The 21470-nt window shown below is 44.1% G+C and carries 19 protein-coding genes; 16 read left to right on the top strand and 3 right to left on the bottom strand.

Annotation, left to right across the window (positions count from 1 at the left end; all coding sequences use genetic code 11):
• Positions 1-5 precede the first annotated feature (5 nt).
• From rluD to H0W44_09905, 13 genes are all read left to right on the top strand, one after another.
• Positions 6-1001, top strand: a complete 996-nt coding sequence (gene rluD / locus H0W44_09965) for a 23S rRNA pseudouridine(1911/1915/1917) synthase RluD (GenBank protein MBA3582764.1) — start codon at positions 6-8, stop codon at positions 999-1001.
• The gene (gene pgeF / locus H0W44_09960) at positions 991-1800 is read left to right on the top strand and encodes a peptidoglycan editing factor PgeF (GenBank protein ID MBA3582763.1); all 810 of its coding nucleotides are present in this window, start codon (positions 991-993) and stop codon (positions 1798-1800) included. The genes rluD and pgeF overlap by 11 nt, the downstream gene beginning before the upstream one ends.
• A 15-nt stretch (positions 1801-1815) precedes the next feature.
• Positions 1816-1965, top strand: a complete 150-nt coding sequence (locus H0W44_09955; protein ID MBA3582762.1) for a laccase domain-containing protein — start codon at positions 1816-1818, stop codon at positions 1963-1965.
• 69 nt (positions 1966-2034) lie between these two features.
• Positions 2035-3906 carry a potassium transporter Kup gene (locus H0W44_09950; protein ID MBA3582761.1) on the top strand — a complete coding sequence of 624 codons (1872 nt, stop codon included), beginning with the start codon at positions 2035-2037 and terminating at the stop codon, positions 3904-3906.
• A gap of 225 nt (positions 3907-4131) precedes the next feature.
• Entirely contained in the window at positions 4132-5253 is a 1122-nt protein-coding gene (locus tag H0W44_09945; protein ID MBA3582760.1) for an efflux RND transporter periplasmic adaptor subunit, read from the top strand.
• A 6-nt stretch (positions 5254-5259) separates the two neighbouring features.
• On the top strand, positions 5260-8349 hold the full coding sequence (locus H0W44_09940; protein MBA3582759.1) for an efflux RND transporter permease subunit: 3090 nt from the start codon (positions 5260-5262) through the stop codon (positions 8347-8349).
• A gap of 107 nt (positions 8350-8456) precedes the next feature.
• Positions 8457-11060 (top strand): ATP-dependent chaperone ClpB, encoded by a 2604-nt coding sequence (clpB, locus tag H0W44_09935; GenBank protein MBA3582758.1) that lies wholly within the window; start codon positions 8457-8459, stop codon positions 11058-11060.
• Between the two features lie 41 nt (positions 11061-11101).
• Positions 11102-11497: a hypothetical protein gene (locus tag H0W44_09930; protein MBA3582757.1), complete on the top strand. Its 396-nt coding sequence runs from the start codon at positions 11102-11104 to the stop codon at positions 11495-11497.
• 785 nt (positions 11498-12282) lie between these two features.
• The gene (locus H0W44_09925; GenBank protein ID MBA3582756.1) at positions 12283-12573 is read left to right on the top strand and encodes a hypothetical protein; all 291 of its coding nucleotides are present in this window, start codon (positions 12283-12285) and stop codon (positions 12571-12573) included.
• Positions 12574-12650: 77 nt separating this feature from the next.
• On the top strand, positions 12651-13574 hold the full coding sequence (locus H0W44_09920; GenBank protein ID MBA3582755.1) for a DMT family transporter: 924 nt from the start codon (positions 12651-12653) through the stop codon (positions 13572-13574).
• Between the two features lie 18 nt (positions 13575-13592).
• Positions 13593-14381, top strand: a complete 789-nt coding sequence (locus H0W44_09915; protein ID MBA3582754.1) for an SDR family oxidoreductase — start codon at positions 13593-13595, stop codon at positions 14379-14381.
• 90 nt (positions 14382-14471) lie between these two features.
• The gene (locus tag H0W44_09910) at positions 14472-15845 is read left to right on the top strand and encodes an amino acid permease (GenBank protein ID MBA3582753.1); all 1374 of its coding nucleotides are present in this window, start codon (positions 14472-14474) and stop codon (positions 15843-15845) included.
• A gap of 126 nt (positions 15846-15971) precedes the next feature.
• On the top strand, positions 15972-16640 hold the full coding sequence (locus H0W44_09905; protein ID MBA3582752.1) for an alpha/beta hydrolase: 669 nt from the start codon (positions 15972-15974) through the stop codon (positions 16638-16640).
• A 7-nt stretch (positions 16641-16647) separates the two neighbouring features.
• Here the strand turns inward: H0W44_09905 and purT are convergent, their stop codons facing one another.
• Entirely contained in the window at positions 16648-17850 is a 1203-nt protein-coding gene (gene purT, locus H0W44_09900; GenBank protein ID MBA3582751.1) for a formate-dependent phosphoribosylglycinamide formyltransferase, read from the bottom strand.
• Positions 17851-17981: 131 nt separating this feature from the next.
• Between purT and H0W44_09895 the strand changes: the two genes are divergently transcribed.
• The 3 genes from H0W44_09895 to elyC all read left to right on the top strand — a co-directional run bounded on the left by H0W44_09895 (position 17982) and on the right by elyC (position 19794).
• The gene (locus tag H0W44_09895; GenBank protein ID MBA3582750.1) at positions 17982-18527 is read left to right on the top strand and encodes a YaeQ family protein; all 546 of its coding nucleotides are present in this window, start codon (positions 17982-17984) and stop codon (positions 18525-18527) included.
• A gap of 5 nt (positions 18528-18532) precedes the next feature.
• On the top strand, positions 18533-18946 hold the full coding sequence (gene arfB, locus H0W44_09890) for an aminoacyl-tRNA hydrolase (GenBank protein ID MBA3582749.1): 414 nt from the start codon (positions 18533-18535) through the stop codon (positions 18944-18946).
• Between the two features lie 80 nt (positions 18947-19026).
• Complete coding sequence (gene elyC / locus H0W44_09885; protein ID MBA3582748.1) at positions 19027-19794, top strand: envelope biogenesis factor ElyC; 768 nt, start codon at positions 19027-19029, stop codon at positions 19792-19794.
• On the opposite strand, the gene H0W44_09880 is transcribed toward elyC, so the two are convergent.
• Positions 19791-20579: an alpha/beta fold hydrolase gene (locus H0W44_09880; GenBank protein MBA3582747.1), complete on the bottom strand. Its 789-nt coding sequence runs from the start codon at positions 20577-20579 to the stop codon at positions 19791-19793. The two genes, elyC and H0W44_09880, sit on opposite strands and share 4 nt — an antisense overlap.
• 76 nt (positions 20580-20655) lie before the next feature.
• Positions 20656-21300, bottom strand: a complete 645-nt coding sequence (locus tag H0W44_09875; protein ID MBA3582746.1) for a c-type cytochrome — start codon at positions 21298-21300, stop codon at positions 20656-20658.
• Positions 21301-21470 lie beyond the last annotated feature (170 nt).

Here is a 21470-nt window from a genome sequence, read left to right as displayed (position 1 = left end):
TTGCCATGACCGATGTTGATCGCCAGATTGATTCCCAGATTGATTCCCAGACCGTTGCTATACCGGAGGACCATGCGGGAGAACGTCTGGACAAGGTATTGGCAATTTTGTTTCCTGATTATTCTCGCAGCCGTTTACAGACCTGGTTAAAAGAAGGCCATATTTTGCTCGATGGCGAACCCGTTGCTGCGCGTACCAAAGTGTTGAGTGGTCAAGTGTTGCAAGTGAGTTTGCCTGAACGTATTGAGGTTAAGACCATTGCACAACCTTTGCCGTTGGATGTTTTGTACGCCGACGATGACATTATTATTATTAATAAAGCGGCAGGTCGTGTCGTGCATCCTGCGGCAGGTAATGCCGATGGCACTTTGCAAAATGCTTTGTTGCATCATTTTCCCGAAACTGCGCATTTGCCACGTGCCGGAATCGTGCATCGTCTCGATAAAGAAACCACGGGCGTGATGGTGGTTGCGCGCAGTGAGCGTGCACATAAACATTTAGTAGAACAATTACAAGATCACAGCATGGGTCGTGAATATCTCGCCTTAGTTGATGGTGTTTTAGTTGCAGGTTCTACTATCGAGACCGAAATGGGTCGTCATCCCGTCGATCGTAAGCGGCGTGCGGTGTTGCAATTTGGCGGCAAAGTTGCGATCACGCATTATCGTGTTGAACAACGTTTAAGTCCGTATACATTATTGCGCGTGAGTTTAGAAACCGGTCGCACTCATCAAATTCGCGTACATATGGCGCATATACGTAAACCGATTGTAGGTGATCCCTTGTACGGTGGCCGTTTAAAATTACCCAAAGGCGCTAGCGAAGAATTAAAACAAGCCTTGCGCGCTTTTCCGCGTCAAGCCTTGCATGCGGAAACATTGCATTTAATTCATCCGCATACAGAAGCAGCCATGCACTTCACAGTGCCCATGCCGGATGATATGCAGCAGTTGTTGCAGTGTTTAAAAGCTGAGCTACAAAATCCTGCGTATGGTAAATAAAACGCTCAATCAAGATTGGATTACACCGCTGTGGCCGGCGCCAAAAAATGTGAGAGCAGTCAGCACCACGCGTCAGCTTGCTGAACCCGCAACATCCCTGTATGCGAATGGGTATGCGAATGGGTATGCGAATTTTAATTTAGCGACGCACGTGGGTGATGATGCGTCCAGTGTGCAAAACAATCGCGCTATCTTGCGCAACACGCTGAATTTACCAAATGAACCGGTTTGGTTAAATCAAGTACACGGTACGGACATTGTTTATTTGCGTGACACATCATCGGGCGATGCAGCGACGATGTTAACAACGCCGCCGGCCGCCGATGCCACCATTAGTCAAACGCAACAAGCAGTAGCCGTGGTCATGACGGCAGATTGTTTGCCAGTTTTATTGTGTGACCAAGCCGGCACCGTGGTCGCTGCCGTGCATGCGGGTTGGCGCGGTTTAGTCAATGGTGTATTGCAAGCGACCGTTCAAGGCATGAATGTTCCGGCTGAGCAATTATTGGCGTGGTTGGGCCCCGGCATTGGCGCGGCTGTTTATGAAGTAGGTGAAGACGTGCGCCAAACATTTTGCGCAGCCGATCCTGCGTATGCGGCTATGTTCAAGGTTTCTCCCGCACGCCCCACTCATTACTTATTGGATATGGTCGGCGCGGCGCGGCTGGCTTTGCAAAGTGTCGGTGTATACCAATTATATGGAGGGGAATATTGCACCTACCAAGAATCTCAGCGTTTTTACTCCTACCGTCGTGATGGCGTGACAGGTCGGATGGCCAGCCTAATATGGCTGTCGTGATGTAGAGACAAAAGATTGCGCGCGGCGCGGCTGGCCTTGCAAAGTGTCGGTGTATACCAATTATATGGAGGGGAATATTGCACCTACCAAGAATCTCAGCGTTTTTACTCCTACCGTCGTGATGGCGTGACGGGTCGGATGGCCAGCCTAATATGGCTGTCGTGATGTAGAGACAAAAGATTGCGCGCGGCGCATAATGCGCGGCCATTCACTTCCCCATTTAATTTTAGCGTTATGTCAAATTCTACAAAACAATCTGCACTGGTGTTAGGTGCGCTCGGTGTCGTCTTCGGCGATATCGGTACTAGTCCTATTTATACGATGCGCGAAGTATTTTCAGGCGGTCACGCTTTAGCGCCCACCGTTGCTAATGTGCTCGGTATCTTGTCGCTGATCTTTTGGTCTTTATTACTCGTCGTCGCATTAAAATATGTTGCCTTCATTATGCGCGCCGATAATAAAGGTGAAGGTGGCATCATGGCCTTGATTGCTTTGAGTCAACGAGCAGTCGGTAATAACGGACGTTTGAGTTGGATCTTAATGTCGCTAGGTATTTTTGGCGCCGCATTATTTTATGGCGACTGCGTTATCACCCCCGCCATTTCAGTGTTATCAGCGGCTGAAGGTCTGAAAGTCGCCGCGCCTCATTTAGAACATTTTGTTATTCCGATTGCGCTAATTATTTTAACGGGCATGTTTTTATTTCAACACAAAGGCACGGGCGGTATGGGCGCATTATTTGGTCCAGTGATGTGCGTTTGGTTTTTAACCCTGGGTGTATTGGGCGCGATAAGTATCGTGCAATATCCCGAAGTATTAGCAGCGATAAATCCGTATTACGCAGTACAACATTTTGTTCAACATAAAGCCCAAGGATTTTTTGTACTAGGTTCAGTCGTGCTCGCGGTCACGGGCGCAGAAGCTTTATATGCTGACATGGGACATTTTGGTAAACGCTCGATTCGTATTGCATGGTTTGGTTTAGTTTTTCCAGCATTATTGCTGAATTATTTTGGTCAAGGCGCTTTAATAATTCACGATGCTACGGCTGTTACAAGTCCGTTTTATTTATTAGCGCCGAGCTGGGGTTTGTATCCGCTGATTATTTTAACAACCGCGGCGACCGTGATTGCTTCACAAGCGGTGATCTCCGGTGCATTCTCCATCACACGTCAAGCGGTGCAACTAGGTTATATACCGCGCATGGTTATACAACACACCTCTGATGAAGCTATTGGTCAAATCTATATTCCATTTGTAAATCGTATGTTGTTCGTCGGTGTGATTGCATTAGTGTTAGGTTTTAAATCATCTAGTAATTTAGCAGCTGCTTATGGTATTGCCGTAACGGGCACAATGGCGATTGATACCATTTTAGCGTTTGTCGTGGTGCGCACGGTGTGGGGCTGGGGCTGGGGTACTACGATTGCCGGCCTGGTATTTTTCTTAACCATCGATTTAGCATTTTTTGGCGCGAACATACCGAAAATTGTGCATGGTGGTTGGTTCCCATTACTCATTGCTGCCGTGTTTTTTACGGTATTAACTACATGGAAACGTGGCCGTCAGATCTTGGCAGCACGCATGCAAACAAATGCATTTCCATTAGAACCTTTTATGGATGATTTAGTTAATCATTCTGTGCAACGAGTGCCTGGCACTGCTGTGTTTTTATCCAGCAATCGTGAAAACACCATGCCGCATGCGATGTTGCATAATTTAAAACACAATAAAATATTGCATGAGCGCGTGATTTTATTAACCTTAGTGCCGCGCGATATTCCTTACGTAAAAGATGTTGATCGTGTGAAAGTTATACCTTTAGGTAATAACTTTTATCGGGTAACAGTGGATTATGGTTTTAAAGATGATCCTAATATCCCTTACGCATTAAATCTATGCATCGCGAAAGGTTTGGATTTTGACATGATGGACACCACGTTCTTCTTGAGTCGTCAAACTGTCATTGCATCGAAGACGCCCGGTATGGCGATTTGGCGTGAACATTTATTTACTGGCATGGTGCGCAATTCGGGTAGTCCCGCTTCCTACTTTAAAATCCCTACCAATCGTGTGGTGGAACTTGGTATGCAAGTAGAGATTTAAAAAATAGCGCTTTTCTATTTGGTTCGGCTTATGTGCAAATTCGTAATCGTCGCCTGAACTTTATAAAAACCGCGCTATCCATTCTAGGAAGCTCATTCCTTATAAGTTAGTTAGAAGACATATTAGTGATATCCATATTCGTTATGCTTGTTGTAATAATGTCGGTGTAAGATTCCGCCGATATCTATTTAGTCAAACGCACAACCAGTGCAGCTGGAGTTCATAGTGGCGCGAACCGCAAACCCTCAATCCTCATATATTCGTTGGGGTTTTATTTTATTAGCGATTGGCGTGGTCGGCTGGATCATATGGTCGCGCTTAACGCCTGCGGGTAATTCTTTTAAACCATCTAAACAAGTGATTGTTGAATTACACGCAGTGGAAATAAAAAAGGTCACAGAAACCGTAGAGGCTGCTGCGATCTTGTTGCCGAATGAAATTATTGATATTACCGCACGGCAAGATGGCCGTTTAACTAAAGTGTATTTCAAAGAAGGTAGTCGCGTTAAAAAAGGCGATATCTTGGTGAGTTTAGATACCGATGCAGAAAGTGCGCAGCTAGAAGCGGCGCGCGTTTTAATGGATCGCGCGCGCGTAGAAGCCGCACAACAAAAACAATTATTGGATAAAGGCACCATTTCGGCGATGCAATATGCGCAAGCGCAGGTGCAAGTCACCGAAGCAGAAAAAGATTTTCAAGATTTTAACAATCAGTTTCTCAGCAGCGGTCTGCGTGCACCGTTTAGTGGTCGTGTAGGTTTACGGTTGGTGTCGCCCGGCGCCTTAATTAAAAGTGGTAGTAAAATCACGACTTTGATTGATGACAGTGTTTGGATGGTGCGCACTCAAGTGGCGGGTCAAGATGCCAACCAAGTACGGCCCGGATTAAAATTTCAATTAAAAATCCCCGCAATCGAATCAACACTTTCAGGTACTGTCGTTGCGATTGATTCTGCATTAGATGAAACCACGCGTACCTTGGGCGTGTTAGGTAAATTAGATAATATTCCTGCGGCTATTCGCGCTGATCTACACGCCAATCAATATGCGGTAGTTTATTTAAATACCTTAACGCGTGCAGCGATGATAGTGCCTGAAGAAGCGCTGGTCGCGAATGGCGAAGCAAAATTTGTTTACGTTATTGAAAATAATAAAGCGCGTATGCAGCGTATAGAGATCGGTATGCGGCAACCAGGGATTGTAGAAATTCGCAGCGGTTTAAAAGTAGGCGAAATGATTGCAGTGGCAGGTTTGCAAAAATTACGTGACGGTGTTGATGTTACGATTGCTACTGCCGAATCATCATCCGTTGCGCCAGTCGTACCGACTGCCGCCAACAGCAAGTGATAAATCATGTATCCCTCTGACCTTGCGATTCAACGTCCGGTTTTTACTATTGTTTTAAGCCTATTGTTAGTCGTTTTAGGTTTGGCGGCATTTGATCGTTTGCCTATCCGCGAATATCCCGATATTGATCCTCCTATAATTTCTATCTCCACTGTCTATGTGGGCGCAGCAGCGGATGTTATCGAGCGTGATATCACTCAACAAATTGAATCGGCGGTTAGTGGTGTTGAAGGTATTAAACGCATTACTTCTACGAGTCGTGATGAAGTATCGAGTGTCACGATTGAGTTTGAATTATCGCGCGATGTAGACGCCGCCGCGAATGATGTGCGCGATAAATTAGCGCGCGTACGACGTGCTTTGCCCGATGAAGCAGAAGAATCACAAGTATCTAAAGCGGATGCTGATTCCAGTCCGATTTTATGGATGGGTTTATCCAGTCCGCAATATTCTGGTTTGGAATTAACCGACTACGCGGTGCGCAATTTACAAGACCGTTTTTCCAGTGTCCCCGGCGTTGCTTCAGTAACATTAGGCGGCGGACAATTTTATGCGATGCGCGTTTGGTTGAATCGTGAAGCGATGGTAGCTTACGGCGTAACTGCAAATGATGTAGTGCAAGCTATTCGTGCAGCCAATGTAGAGTTACCTGCTGGGCGTATTGAATCTTTGCAGCGCGAATTCAGCGTGCGTTTAAAAACCCGTTTATTAGATAAAGAATCTTTTGGTCGCATTGTGGTGTATCAAAATCAAGGCCGTATCGTGCGCTTGAATGATATCGCTAAAATTAATTTGGATACCGATACGAATCGTCGTGAAATGTATCTTAATGGTAAAGGTATTGTCGGCTTAGGCATTGTTAAACAATCTAAAGCCAACACCTTAGATGTTTCCAAAGGTGTGCGGGCTGAGTTAGCAAAAGTTCAAGACGCATTGCCCGATGCTCTACAAATAAATGTTATTTATGATAGCGCTTTATTTATCGAAGAATCCATTCATGAAGTCGTCATTGCTTTAGGGATCGCCATTTTATTAGTAGTCGGTGTGATTTATGGATTCCTTGGTAATTGGCGCGCTACTTTGATTCCCGCAGTGGCGATTCCGGTATCTGTAATCGCGAGTTTCATGGTGCTCGGTGCCTTAGGATTCACGATTAATATTCTTACCTTGTTAGCGTTTGTATTAGCTATTGGCTTGGTAGTAGATGATTCTATTATTGTATTAGAAAATGTTTATCGGCGTATGGAACAAGGTGAATCACCTTTAGTTGCGGCGTATCGCGGTTCGCGACAAATTACCTTTGCAGTAATTGCCACAACCTTAGTGTTGGTTTCAGTGTTTTTACCCTTGTCGTACATGCAGGGCAATGTCGGTCGTTTGTTTACTGAATTTGGCGTAGCGTTAGCAGCGGCAGTATTGTTTTCCAGTGTGGTAGCGTTAACGCTTACGCCGATGATGTGTGCGTTAATGCTGCAATCGTCGCAAGCACATCAAAAAGCCGGCCAATGGTTTGCAGTTGTTAATGATACTTTTGCGCGTTGGGTGGAAACTGCGCAACATTATCGCGGCCGCATTTTTATTGTCAGCGCTATTTTGGCTTTGGGGGCTGTAGGTCTTTATATGGTATTGCCTGCAGAAACCACACCGATTGAAGACCGCAGTATTATTTATATTCGCTTTTCTACACCTGATGGTTCCAGTCTTGAATACACGCGAGCGCAAGGTCAGAAAATAGAAAAAATTGTTAATCAATTAAAAGCAACGGGTGAGCTCGGCACTTTCTTTTTTATGGTGGCTCCGTCTAATAACAGTATCGGCGAAGTGAATAGTGGGTTGGGCATTGCGCGGTTAGTACCGATTGAACAACGAACGCGTTCACAAGAAGAAATTAAAAATCAAATTTTGCCACAGTTATTAAAATTACCTGGCGTGCAAGCATTTGCTATTAGCCCTATGGGTTATGGACAAAATAGTGGTGCGGGCCGTACCCCGTTGCAAGTAGTGATTGGTTCGTCAACGTATGCGCAAGCTGAAACGTGGGCAAATCAATTGCTTGATAACGTGCGTGAAAATTCTCAATTATTAAATCCTGACATTGATTATAAAACAGCGAAGCCAGTCATTAATGTCAGTATCAATCGCGATAAAGCCGCGTTAGCAGGTATTAGTGCCGCAGATGTCGCGGAGACTTTGCAAGTGTTGTATGGCTCGAGAACAGTCTCTACCTTTATTGATCGTAATGAAACTTATGACGTGATTTTGCAGTTGCCAGCAAGTCAGCGACGAGTGCCACAAGATATTGGTCGTAGTTATATTCGTGCGCTGGATGGACAAATGGTGCCTTTATCCAATTATATTGATATTGCTGAAAGCGCCACGCCCAAAGAATTAAGTCGAGTGAATCGCCTGCCCGCTGTTACCTTGTCGGCAGCGCTCGCGCCGAATTATGCTTTAGGTGATGCCTTGAATGATATGCAACGTCGCATTAAACAAACGTTGCCTGCTGATGCAGCAATAAGTTATTCCGGTTTATCGTTGGAATATTATGAAGCGAGTGGCGCGTTGTGGATTACTTTTGGCTTAGCGTTAATAGTTGTGTTTTTAGTATTAGCCGCGCAATTTGAAAGCTGGATTCATCCCTTAACCATCATGTTGACCGTACCCATTGCCATTACAGGTGGTTTATTGAGTTTATGGTTAGCCGGTATTAGCTTAAATATTTTTAGTCAGATTGGTTTGCTGATGCTGGTTGGATTAGTAGCTAAGAATGGTATTTTGATTGTGGAATTTGCTAATCAATTGCGCGGCGAAGGTTATGCTGTAGCCGATGCAGCATTGCAAGCCACTAAACAACGCTTTCGTCCTATTATGATGACCACTATTGCCACTATCTTAGGCGCCGTCCCATTAGTTTTATCGAGTGGTGCAGGCGCAGAAAGTCGTAGTGCATTAGCCATAGTGATTATTGGTGGGATGATGTTTGCTACCTTTGTTAGTTTGTTTCTAATCCCAGCGGTTTATATAGTGTTAGCACGTTTTGTTGCAGCTCCTGGCCAAATCACTCAGCAGTTGCAACGGGAAGGCGAAATTTTGTAAGTCCTCTTGAAACTTCCTGCCTTCGTCTATACTTCTGTGCTCACTCAGTGCTAAAAGCATAAGTCTTAGTGGCCGGTATCAATCATTTACAAGGTAGGGTTTTGCAGATGCGGATCGAGAAATTAACCAGCAAATTTCAAGCAGCATTAGCCGATGCGCAGTCATTAGCAGTAGGACGCGAACATCAGTTCATTGAATCGGCGCATGTATTAGCTGCAATTCTAAATCAACAAGACAGCACCTTTAATCACTTGCTGACGCAATCAGAAATCAAAACCGCTGCGTTACGTACCGAGTTGAATGCTTATTTAGATAGCTTGCCACACGTGCAAGGAGCGGGTGGCGATTTACAAATCGCGAATGAGCTTAATAAAGTATTTAATATTTGCGACAAACTTGCGCAACAACGCAAAGATCAATTTATTGCCAGCGAATTATTATTGCCTGCAATCTTAGAGGCGGGCGGTGCAGCTGCTGAAATATTAAAAAAGCTTAGTCCTAGACCGGATGGCTTGAAAAAATTAATCGAAAAAAACATAGATGAATTGCGCGGAGGTCAGCGTGTGGACGATGCGAACGCAGAAGAAAATCGACAAGCGTTAGAAAAATACACTATCGATCTGACGCAACGCGCTGAACAAGGCAAGCTAGATCCCGTCATTGGTCGCGATGATGAAATTCGTCGCGCTATTCAAGTGTTACAACGCCGCACTAAAAATAATCCCGTATTAATCGGCGAACCTGGCGTGGGTAAAACCGCCATCGTTGAAGGTCTTGCGCAACGTATTATTAATGGTGAAGTGCCGGAAGGTTTAAAAAACAAACGTGTATTGTCGCTCGACATGGGTGCGTTAATCGCGGGCGCAAAATTTCGCGGTGAATTTGAAGAACGTCTGAAAGCCGTATTAAAAGATTTAGCCAAACAAGAAGGCCAAATCATTTTATTTATTGATGAAATTCATACGATGGTAGGTGCCGGTAAAGCTGACGGTGCAATGGATGCCGGCAATATGTTGAAACCTGCGTTAGCACGCGGCGAATTGCATTGCGTGGGCGCTACCACGTTAGATGAATATAGAAAATATATTGAAAAAGATGCCGCACTCGAACGGCGTTTTCAAAAAGTTTTAGTAGATGAACCGAACGTGGAAGATACCATTGCGATTCTACGCGGTTTAAAAGAACGTTATGAAGTGCATCACGGCGTAAATATAACCGATCCTGCCATTATTGCGGCAGCAACTTTGTCGCATCGTTATATTAGCGATAGACAATTGCCAGATAAAGCCATTGACTTGATTGACGAAGCCGCCAGTTTGATTCGCATGGAAATTGATTCCAAGCCGGAAGTGATGGATAAACTCGACAGACGTTTGATTCAATTAAAAATTGAACGTGAAGCGTTGAAAAAAGAACATGACGAAGCATCGAAAAATAGATTGAAAATATTGCAAGCCAGTATTAAGACGCTAGAAAAAGAATATGCGGACTTCGAAGAAATTTGGAAAGCAGAAAAGTCGGCAGTGCAAGGTTCAGCGCATATTAAAGAAGAACTCGACCGCGCGCGTTTAGAATTAGAAACTGCGCGCCGCGCCGGCAACTTAACGCGCATGTCTGAATTGCAATATGGTCGTATTCCCGAATTAGAAAAACGTTTGCAAGCATCAGAGCATACAAAGCTCGATGATAATGAACCGCAGTTAATGCGCAATAAAGTCACTGAAGAAGAAATTGCGGAAATTGTTTCTAAATGGACGGGCATTCCCGTTTCTAAAATGCTGGAAGGCGAGCGCGATAAATTATTACGCATGGAAGAGGCTTTGGCATTACGCGTGATTGGTCAGACCGAAGCGGTGACTGCTGTAGCCAATGCGATTCGTCGTTCGCGTGCAGGTTTGTCGGATCCTAAGCGTCCGAATGGTTCATTTTTATTTTTAGGTCCTACCGGCGTTGGTAAAACCGAATTAAGCAAAGCACTAGCGGGATTTTTATTTGATACCGAAGACGCGATGATACGGATAGACATGTCCGAGTTTATGGAAAAACATTCTGTTGCCCGTTTAATCGGCGCACCACCCGGTTACGTAGGCTACGAAGAAGGCGGTTATTTAACCGAAGCCGTGCGCCGCAAACCGTATTCCGTTGTGTTACTCGATGAAGTCGAAAAAGCACATCCCGATGTCTTTAATGTGTTGTTACAAGTATTAGATGATGGCCGCTTAACCGATGGTCAAGGTCGCACCGTGGATTTTCGTAACACTGTGATTGTGATGACTTCAAATCTTGGTAGTCAAATTATCCAAGAATTAAGCGGTGAACATAACTACGACAAAATGAAACAAGCGGTAATGGAAGTAGTGGCGACACACTTCCGACCAGAATTCATTAATCGCGTTGATGACGTCGTCGTGTTTCATCCATTAGCCAAAGAACACATTCGTGCGATTGCCGACGTGCAACTAGAACACCTGCGAGCACGTTTGCTAGAGCGAGAAATTAAACTTGAAATTAGCATCGCGGCATTAGATAGATTAGGCGAAGCCGGGTTTGATCCAGTTTATGGCGCACGACCACTGAAACGTGTTATTCAACAACGATTGGAAAATCCACTTGCGCACAAAATATTAGCAGGGGAGTTTGGAGCGAAGGATGTGGTGGTGATTGATGTGGATGGCGAGGCGTTGAGTTTTACCAAGGGGAAGCTGCATTGATTTTTAGTTTTTTAATTCTATTACATTTTTAGAGGGATGACATGTCGGAATCAAATCAAAGTTGGCATGCTTTAGAGACATATAAATCTTTGATCACATATGGGCATGCTGTATTACGTTACGTTTTTATAATTAATGGCGGAGCGATTATTGCCATACTTACTTTTATAGGTGATATGGTTTCAAAGGCAGATGGTGAACATGTGCCAGATATGCGGCAGCCTCTAATATTTTTCATTTTAGGTTTATTGGTAAGTGGAATAGCGTTATGTTTGGCATATTGGACTCAGCTAACTATTTATAGCCAACTAGTAAATAAGAAAGATTCTCCTGTGCATGTATATTGGTTTAATGGGCTTGTCGTATGTGTTGGGCTAGGCATAATATTTTTTGGTATAGGATCTTTTGTTGCAATATCTCGATTGACTGCTTATTAAGCCAGGCAGCTAAGGAGGGTGGGAATGGTCGTGTTCTCACGTGTCAAATGTTTTGATAAAACATAAAAGCGTTTCGCTCGTCGCTACGCGACTACAGCGAGTAACTTTTTGTCGTAACAAAAAGTCACCAAAAAATACTTGCCCCAATGTTGTGTACTGTAATGGAATTGCATTTCATTACAGTATGCCCTCGTAGTGTTTAAGGGCTAACGCGTCGCCTCCACGCAACATCCTGTTGCGATCGGCTCACATGAACATCCCTGTTCATGTGTCGCTACCCCTTAAACACTTCTCGGCACATCATGACGGGCATTATCCCTTTAGTTTGTATCTACGTAACTTAAAACACTTTCATGCTATTGGTTTTCTTTAAAACTAAAACGAAGCAAACGTCCATATGGCTCGCCTAGTGTTTGAGCGGTTGTCGGGGAAAACAAACAGGAAGTTTGTTTTAGTCACGCCGCGACAAGGACGTCGCGTCGTGACGACCCGCAACAACAGATCAAACACGAGGGAACTGCGCGTAATACTTACGCGCAGCGAGACATCAGGGGAGTATTTTTTGGTGACTTTTTGTTACGACAAAAAGTTACTCGCTGTAGTCGCGTAGCGACGAGCGAAACGCTTTTATTTATTAAAGATATTTGGTGCGCTGCGCTTATTGCACCCTACAAAATCTGCGCAGCAGCGAACGAATTTTTATAAGGAAGTAAACTCAAATAATAACGTATTCGTAATAATGCTTCACTATCATTATGACGATACTACTAACGAATGAAAGTAAGATGAAAAATTTGGTGTTAGGAATGTTGTTAATGCCTTGCTTATTATGGGCAAGCGACCCGCAATTATCAGAACAATTTATTACTGAAAGCATAATTCAGGAATCTATTGCGAATTATCCGCGCAAATGCCCATGCCCATATAATTTAGCAAGTAATGGGGCAAAATGTGGAAGAAGAAGTGCTTACACCAGGCAGAACGGGTATGCGCCACTTTGTTATTCTAAAGATGTCACGCCTGCCATGATTCAGGGATGGAAAAAGCGACACTTGACTAATAAACCCATTCAATAATAGTGATTGCTTCGCAATCACTGCTAATTGTATGCTTCGCCCGCGATTGCTTATTCTTATGTAGTTAAAAGACCTCTATGTCGACTCCCATTAATCTGTCTCAAAATACTTCATCACCTTCTAGTGATTATCAAAAACTATTATTGCCCGGCATGATGCTGAGCATGTTTTGTTGGGGGCTCAGTTGGACATCCGGCAAAGTGCTGTCTCATTATGGTGCAGCAACTGAAATAACGTTTTATCGATTTGCGTTTACGGTGTTGTCGCTGTTATTCATTTTGCCCTTGTTTCGAGTGAAGTGGACTATTAGTCGTAGAGGACTGCCGAGTTTATTAATTACCTCGGTGTTGATGACGGCGTATTCAGTATTGTTTTTTAAAGGTTTGCTGCAGGGTTATGCGGGAGCAGGTGGTGTTTTAGTGACGACGCTCTGTCCGGTGATGTCGTATGTCATTATGTTGTTACTGGCGCGGCGTTTGCCGGATAAGCAAGAAACGCTAGGAATAGTACTGGGTTTGGTGGCTGCGTGTTTGTTATTAAATCTGATCGCTGATTGGCAAAAGGTGTTTGAATCTGGCAATGTTTATTTTTTGTTGGCGGCTTTCATTTGGGCCATTATTAGTTTGTTAACCGCGCGTACTGAAAAGTATGGGTCACCATTAACATTTTCATTATGGCTGTATTTGTTATCGGTGCTGCAAGTGATGTTTTTAATCGACAGCCAAAAAATATTCCATATTGCACAACAGGCAGATGGTTTGTTTTGGGGTAATCTGTTTTTTAGTGCGACGATTACCACGGCGCTGGCTACGAGTTTTTATTTTTACATCACGACGCAATTGGGCGCTAGTCGTGCGAGTAGTTTTATTTTTTTGGTACCGACTTCGGCGGCATTAGGTGCTTGGGTATTTTTAGGTGAGGTGCCCAACCTGCATACGATTACGGGCGGCTTGGTCGGTATTACTGCTGTTTATGTGTTGAATAAAAAAACTAACGTTTGATAGGTTAACGTGATTGATATGAAAAATTTAAATAATAAATGGGCGATTGTCACTGGCGCATCCAGTGGATTAGGCGTTGATTTTGCAACGCTATTAGCGCAGCGTGGTTGTAATCTTATCATTGTGGCGCGTAGCGTTGATCGTTTAGAAGCGTTGCAGCGCCAACTAATAAAAGAGTATGGCGTATTAGTTGAAGTGCTGGCATTAGACTTATCGGATATCAATGCGCCAGCAAAATTGCATCAGTATATTCAAGCCAAAAAACACGCGATTGATTTTCTGATTAACAATGCAGGCTTTGGTAAAGTAGGGCGATTTTTAGATATCGCATCAGATGATGTTGCGGACATGTTGAATGTGAATGTGCGCACCTTACAGACCTTAATGACATTATTTTTGCCAGCAATGCTGACTCGTAATCAAGGGTGTATTTTAAATATTGCTTCGTTGCTCAGCTTTCAACCCGCACCTTATTTTGCAGTTTATGCTGCAACTAAAGCCTATGTTCTAAGTTTATCGGAAGCAGTGAATGCTGAATTAGCGTCGACTAACGTTCGCATTAAAGTATTGTGTCCCGGCAGTACGCGTACGGAATTTTGGGCTGCTTCGGGTTCGCGTGGCAATCCTTTGCGTGATCGTGCGTTGATGAGTAGTCAGCAAGTTGCACAATATGGTATTGAATTAATGTTGTCGCATCGCACCGTGGGTATTCCTGGTATTGCAAATAAACTCATGGCATTTACGACGCGCTTATTGCCACGTGCGTGGGTGACGCGCATTACTGGATTTATTCTGCGCGAATCATAAACAATCATTTTTGCCCCGTGCGCAGAATCGCGCTAATATTCTAATTGATTTTTTATACGACTTTGCATCGAGGACCGGGCTATGTCATTCATGTCGTTGTTACGTACCAAACCCATTAATGCTGATTTAGTTGTTGATACCGGCTTGAAGCGCTGTTTGAGTGCGCTGGATTTAACACTGTTAGGCATTGGCGCCATTATCGGTGCTGGTATTTTTGTTTTGACGGGCGTTGCTGCGGCAACTGAAGCAGGTCCGGCGATTGTGCTGTCGTATGTTGTAGCGGGTTTTGCCTGTGCATTCGCTGCCTTGTGTTATGCCGAATTAGCATCTGCAGTCGGCGGTTGTGGAAGTGCCTATGGTTATGCGTATGCAGGTTTGGGTGAAATAGTCGCTTGGATGATTGGTTGGGATTTAATTTTAGAATACGGTGTTGCAACGCCTGCGGTAGCGATTGGTTGGTCGGGCTATGTGACGAATGCATTGAGCGCGCTGAACATCGCATTACCTGCTGCATTAACAGCGGCGCCGGATGCTGGCGGGATTGTTAATTTACCGGCTCTATTAATTATTTTGTTGTTAACAGTAGTATTGGTCATTGGCGTGCAAGTCAGCGCACGTTTTAACGCGATGATGGTAGTGATTAAATTATTAGCGATTGCGATATTTATTGCAGTTGCTGTCTTTAATGTGAATCCAATGCACTGGCAACCGTTTATGCCATTTGGTTGGGAAGGTGTCATGCAAGGCGCGGCGTTTATTTTCTTTGCTTATATTGGTTTTGATGCGGTTTCGACCGCAGCCGAAGAAGCGAAAAATCCACAGCGCGATTTACCCATTGGTATTTTGACATCGCTAGGCATTTGCACAGTAATTTATGTAGTGGTTGCAGGTTTATTAACCGGCATCGTGCCTTACACATCATTGAATGTAGCGTCACCGGTTGCGGAAGCGTTGTTGAGCTTAGGTCATCGCGTTGCAGCTGGTTTTATTGCAGCGGGTGCTATCGCGGGTTTAACTACGGTGATGTTGGTATTATTTTACGCATTAACACGCGTGATATTGGCAATGTCACGGGATGGTTTATTACCCTTTGCATTTCAAACCTTATATCCAAAAACACAAACGCCGGCTCGGGTCATTGCTGCTTGCGGTGTATTAATGGCATTAGTCGCAGGTTTTATGCCGATTGATGCAGTGGCTAAATTAGTTAGCATCGGCACACTGGCTGCATTTGTAATGGTCTGTGTAGGCGTATTAATTTTGCGTTACACCCGACCGGATTTGCCGCGACCTTTTCGGATTGCATTTAATCCAGTCGTTCCAGTATTAGGCATTCTTTCTTGTGGCTATTTAATGTATAGCCTGCCACTACAGACTTGGTTGCGTTTTGGTGTTTGGTTATTAATAGGTTTGGTTGTGTATTTCTTTTACAGTCGCAAAAATAGCCAATTAGCCGCACGTTAATTTTTTATAAGGCGAGCATGCGTCTGCATGCTCGTTTTTTTATTGTAGACATTATCCTTGCAAGTCCTTATTAACGAAATGAGCGGCATAAGTATGCAATGTGGTGATTGTTGTGACGATTAACATATGAATATAAATGTTAAGCAAAATCTAGTTTTATTGCATGGCTTAGGTCGTACCGCGTTAGCCATGAGTAAGATTGAAAGTGCTGCGCAGCAAGCGGGTTATAATGTTATTAATATTGGTTATCCCTCTCGTCGTCACACGGTGCATGATTTAGCGCATCATTATATTTATCCAAAAATTCACGCGGCTGTTGCGTCTACTTCTGATTCATCTGAAAAAATTAATTTTATTACGCATTCAATGGGTGGCATTTTGCTGCGTCAAATGCGCCACGATAAATTAATAAAAAACTGTGGTCGTGTCGTCATGCTCGCACCGCCTAATCAAGGCAGTGAAGTAGTGGACACGATAGGTAAATGGTGGTTGTTTGGACTGTTATATGGTCAAGCGGGACGTTCATTAGGGACTGCACCCGATAGTGTGCCGAACACGTTAGGCGCCGCTGATTTTGAGTTGGGCATTATCACCGGCAATCATTCAGTTAATAAATTATTGTCATTGTGTTTTAAAACCGAAAATGACGGCAAGGTTTCTGTGGATCGTGCAAAATTAAGCGGCATGAAAGATTTTCTCGTGTTGCCGGTTTCACATCCTTTTATTATGCGTGATGACAAGGCCATTGCGCAGGCGCTGCATTTTATTCAGCACAGTTATTTTCTGCGCGAGTAATATTACATTACGGCTGCGAGATGTTTTTTGCATTACGCATTTTAACAGCGCTTGCACAACGGATGGCTTTGGCGCGTGCCGCTTCAATAGTATCTGCTAAGGCTAATGCCACGCCCATGCGACGTTTGCCTTGAACGGTGGGTTTGCCGAATAAATGTAAACGCGTATCGGCTTCGGCTAACGCAACGTCTAGATTTTCAAATACCACATTATTGCTATCGCCTTCGGCGAGTAATGCGCAGGATGCAGCAGCGCCGCGTTGTCGAATCGAAGGAATCGGTAAACCTAAAATAGCGCGCGCGTGCAAAGCGAATTCTGATAAGTCTTGTGAAATTAAAGTCACCATGCCAGTGTCGTGTGGTCGCGGCGACACTTCACTGAAAATGGCTTTATCACCTTTGATAAATAATTCCACGCCAAATAATCCGTAACCACCTAAAGCATCGGTAATTTTTTTAGCAATATCTTCAGCCGCACCTAAAGCCGAAGCGGGCATGGCTTGGGGCTGCCAAGACTCACGATAATCTCCGGCGATTTGGGCATGGCCAATCGGTGCACAAAATTGTGTGCCGGTTGTAGTACGAATCGTTAATAAAGTAATTTCATAATCAAATTCAATAAAACCTTCGATAATAACGGTGCCTTGACCTGCGCGGCCGCCGGCTTGTGCGTAATCCCACGCACTTTGTATATCGTTCTTGGTTTTAATAATACTTTGACCTTTGCCTGAACTGCTCATGATCGGTTTCACTACGCAAGGCAAGCCAATCGCATTAATGCTGACTGTAAAATCTGCATAATTATTTGCAAAATGATAAGGCGACGTCGGCAGTTTTAGTTTTTCAGCCGCTAAACGCCGAATGCCTTCACGGTTCATGGTTAAACGTGCGGCGCGCGCGGTAGGAATAACCGTGTAGCCTTCTTGTTCTAATGCAATCAAAGTATCGGTTGCGATAGCTTCAATCTCGGGCACAATTAAGTGCGGTTTTTCTAATTCGACTACGCGCCGCAAAGCCACGCCATCTAACATATTAATCACATGACTGCGATGAGCGACGTGCATAGCAGGGGCGTTCGCATAACGATCCACTGCAATGATCTCGCAACCCAAGCGTTGTAATTCAATGGCGAGTTCTTTGCCGAGTTCGCCGCTGCCTAACAACATAATGCGTTTTGCGTTAGCTGTCAGTGGTGTGCCTATTAGCGTCATGTTATTTCCTGTCGCGATGTTCAGTGAATGGACTTCGATAAAACCGCTCAAAGTCACGTAAAGCGGAGCGCTATGTTACCGGTGACAATGCTAGAATGTGAAGCACAGATTCCGTGTTAGTGAGTAATTTTATGGCGTTAAACGCAACTATTTTGAAAGTGCATGTGCAGATAGCCGATTTGGACAGACAATATTATCACGATCATGCTTTAACCATTGCGCAACATCCTTCCGAAACCGATGAACGTGTCATGGTGCGTTTAGTTGCATTTGCGCAACACGCAGATGAACAGCTAACTTTTGCCAAGGGCTTGAGTGATGAACACGAACCCGATGTGTGGAAAAAATCTTTAATTGATGAAGTGGAATTATGGATCGATCTGGGCCAGCCTGATGAAAAACGTATTCGTAAAGCGTGTGGGCGCGCCAAACACGTTTGGATTTATACCTATGGTGGTCGTGCGCCACAAGCGTGGTGGAACGATATACACAACAAACTTTCCCGCTTCGATAATTTAACGGTGGTATATCTTGCCGCTGAAGCCACACAAGGCTTGTGTAAATTAATTAAACGCAGTATGCAATTGCAATGCACTATTCAAGAAAATGTTATGAGTTTAAGTGATGGCACCGATGTCGTTGACATTGAATTAGAGTATTGGCTTAAATCGGCATAAGTAACATGTTAAAAATTAATAGCCATATTATTATTCCTGAAAATGAAATAGACATTCAAGCTATTCGCGCGCAAGGCAGTGGTGGGCAAAATGTTAATAAAGTGTCTAGCGCTATTCATTTGCGTTTTGACATTGCCGCCTCATCATTGCCGGATATGTATAAAGGAAAGTTATTAGCGTTAAATGATCAACGTGTTTCTACCGATGGCATCATTGTTATTAAAGCGCAACAATATCGTAGTCAAGAACAAAACAAAGCGGATGCTTTATTGCGCTTACAAGAATTAATTATTGGCGTCGGCATTGTGCGTAAAAAACGCAAAGCAACTAAACCGACAAAATCTTCACAAACCCGACGCATGGACAGTAAAACTAAACACGGAAAACTTAAATCACTGCGTCGAAAAACGGATGATTAGCTAATATATAGAACGCACTTGGGTTAAAATAGACCGTTCGTGCTAGCCGCGTTTATTAATTTTTTAGCGAGACAGTTTTGATGTTTAAAAGCATTTTCGCCCGTGTGCTCATGCCTTTCCCCGTAACTTTGTTATTGCCGATCTCGGGGCTGTATTTCTTATGGTTTACCAAACAACAAAAAACCGGCCGTTTTATTGTGACGATCGGTATTTTATTGTTGTTGGCTTTGAGCCTTGATCCCGTTTCAAATCAGATGTTAGGCCCTTTGGAAAGTCGTTATCAGCCTTATCATGTTAATCAGCACGATCGTACTGCTATAAAATATATCGTGGTGTTAAGTGCGGGTTATGCTTCGGATCCGGAATTGCCGGTCACTAGCCAATTAGATGAAGGCTCAATGGTGCGGTTGGTGGAAGGCGTAAAAATTCATCGCGCTTATCCTAATAGCAAATTAGTGTTATCGGGCGGCACTATTTTTGATCGCGCGCCCGCCGCTAAAATTATGGCGGATGTTGCTAAACAATTAGGCGTGCGCCAACAAGATATTATTCTTGAAACTATTTCGCGTGATATTTATGAACAAGCTAAATTAGTGAGTGTTATTTTAGGCAAAGATCGTTTTATTTTAGTGACCTCGGCCTCGCACATGTTTCGTTCTATGCGCATGTTTGAAAAATTAGAAGCCAAACCGATCGCTGCACCGGCGGGTTATATGGTTAAAGATGCCAATAGTTTTACCATTCGTTCGTTTTTGCCCAATACATTTAGTTTGCAAAAAGCTGAGAAGGCCGTCTATGAATACGTCGGCATTTTGTGGTCAGTTGCTTGCGGGGAAATGTATTACTAATGGTCAGCTAAAAAATCTCGTACCTGTTGATCAAATAATGCAGTTTGATCGACGTGTAACCAATGACCAGCATTTGGAATCATGGTTATTTCTGCTTGCGGAAAATAGCGTTTAATCAAAGCATGATCGTTGGTTTGGATATAAGGCGAATCACCGCCGCCTATAAATAAAGTCGCTCCTGTAAACGTTTGTTTTGCTGCGAAATCCGGCACGGCTAAAATATTTTGTTCATAACTATTTTGAATCACTGTTACATTTACACGCCAACGATAATCATCTTGTTCAGTACGAACTAAATTAGTTAATAAAAATTGGCGTGTGCTCAGGTCGGGGATTAAATCACGAATGGCATCGTCGGCTTGTTGACGCGAAAGAATATTCATGGCGGCAATGCGTTGCAGCGCTGCAAAAACGGCATCATGACTACGGGGATATTGTTTGGGTGCAATATCGGCAATGATTAAATGATCTAAGCGCGTAGCAAAGTCCATCGCAAATTGCATAGCGACTTTGCCGCCCATGGAATGGCCGAGCAAATGCGTGCGTTCAATCTTATGTTCATCCATAAACCATCGAATATCATCCGCCATCTCGTGATACGACATGCTGTCGGTGTGCGGTGATTGTCCGTGGTTACGCAAATCTAGCGCATGCACGGGGCGGTATTCACCCCATTGTTTTGCTAGCAAGCGCCAATTACTCGCTGAGCCCAATAAACCGTGCAACACAATCAACGGTGTTGTGGAATGTTGTTCGCCGAAACTAATGCTGTTTAGTTTTATCATGACAGATGCATCTTGCGCTTATAAAAAAGCCCGCCCTGAAACAGGACGGGCTGGGTTTTTAAATCAGATAATATTGTTATTGCTGAGGTTCTTTACCAGAACGTGCGACTACCGTTAAACCTTCTTGGCTGGCGAAATAAGCCGCTAAGTCGTGCATATCTTGATCGCTTAAATTAACAACTTGGCTGTTCATGATCTGATGATTACGCGACGCGTAATGGTCTTTGATTTTGTAAGCCTGTAATACTTGATAAAGATAATCCGCGTATTGACCCGCTAAAATAGGGTATTGCGGCAAAATGGGTTTAGCGCCCGCAGGGCCATGACAAGAAACACAAGTAGCCGATTTTTTCTCACCGTCCGCAACGTTTCCGGCTGTTCCGATGAATGAGCTTTTGCCTCTACCCGCTTGGGTTAAGAACGCAGCGATATCCGCCATGTCCTGTGCAGTCCAGCCGCTGGCATTGGCGCGCATGGTTTGATGACTACGTTCACCGCTTTTGTATTCTTTTAAAGCATCCAGAATGTACGCTTCATTTTGATTGCCCAATTTCGGCACACGATAAGAAGGATAAACATTGAAATAGCCAGCTTGTGCATGGCAACCCAAGCACGTTTCGGCTTTGGATTTACCGGCAACAGCGTCACCATTCGCAAGAGCGGGCAGGGTGTTAGCGGCTAAGAGCAGGGCGAAAATAGCGTTGAAAGTAGACTTGATCACGGGTAAATCCCCATTTCTAGAGTATTGAGTTAGGCGAAGAAGCTGTGCCATCACTGCACAAAGACCTCACAAGTGGCGCGGATTTTATACGAACTTACTAAGGCCGACCAGTGTTGATCTATCTTGACTAACTTTCCTTATCCGATGGCTAAATTGAAATTGCATCCTGT

The organism is Gammaproteobacteria bacterium (assembly GCA_013817245.1).
Lineage (GTDB): Bacteria > Pseudomonadota > Gammaproteobacteria > HTCC5015 > HTCC5015 > JACDDA01.
Note: the sequence above shows the minus strand (reverse complement) of the source record. Positions and strands in the feature narration are given on the sequence as shown.

Coding starts and splice junctions, on each gene's coding strand:
- rluD (MBA3582764.1), top strand. CDS start 6: ATGACCGATGTTGATCGCCAGATTGATTCCCAGATTGATTCCCAGACC.
- pgeF (MBA3582763.1), top strand. CDS start 991: ATGGTAAATAAAACGCTCAATCAAGATTGGATTACACCGCTGTGGCCG.
- H0W44_09950 (MBA3582761.1), top strand. CDS start 2,035: ATGTCAAATTCTACAAAACAATCTGCACTGGTGTTAGGTGCGCTCGGT.
- H0W44_09940 (MBA3582759.1), top strand. CDS start 5,260: ATGTATCCCTCTGACCTTGCGATTCAACGTCCGGTTTTTACTATTGTT.
- clpB (MBA3582758.1), top strand. CDS start 8,457: ATGCGGATCGAGAAATTAACCAGCAAATTTCAAGCAGCATTAGCCGAT.
- H0W44_09930 (MBA3582757.1), top strand. CDS start 11,102: ATGTCGGAATCAAATCAAAGTTGGCATGCTTTAGAGACATATAAATCT.
- H0W44_09925 (MBA3582756.1), top strand. CDS start 12,283: ATGAAAAATTTGGTGTTAGGAATGTTGTTAATGCCTTGCTTATTATGG.
- H0W44_09920 (MBA3582755.1), top strand. CDS start 12,651: ATGTCGACTCCCATTAATCTGTCTCAAAATACTTCATCACCTTCTAGT.
- H0W44_09915 (MBA3582754.1), top strand. CDS start 13,593: ATGAAAAATTTAAATAATAAATGGGCGATTGTCACTGGCGCATCCAGT.
- H0W44_09910 (MBA3582753.1), top strand. CDS start 14,472: ATGTCGTTGTTACGTACCAAACCCATTAATGCTGATTTAGTTGTTGAT.
- H0W44_09905 (MBA3582752.1), top strand. CDS start 15,972: ATGAATATAAATGTTAAGCAAAATCTAGTTTTATTGCATGGCTTAGGT.
- purT (MBA3582751.1), bottom strand. CDS start 17,850: ATGACGCTAATAGGCACACCACTGACAGCTAACGCAAAACGCATTATG.
- H0W44_09895 (MBA3582750.1), top strand. CDS start 17,982: ATGGCGTTAAACGCAACTATTTTGAAAGTGCATGTGCAGATAGCCGAT.
- arfB (MBA3582749.1), top strand. CDS start 18,533: ATGTTAAAAATTAATAGCCATATTATTATTCCTGAAAATGAAATAGAC.
- elyC (MBA3582748.1), top strand. CDS start 19,027: ATGTTTAAAAGCATTTTCGCCCGTGTGCTCATGCCTTTCCCCGTAACT.
- H0W44_09880 (MBA3582747.1), bottom strand. CDS start 20,579: ATGATAAAACTAAACAGCATTAGTTTCGGCGAACAACATTCCACAACA.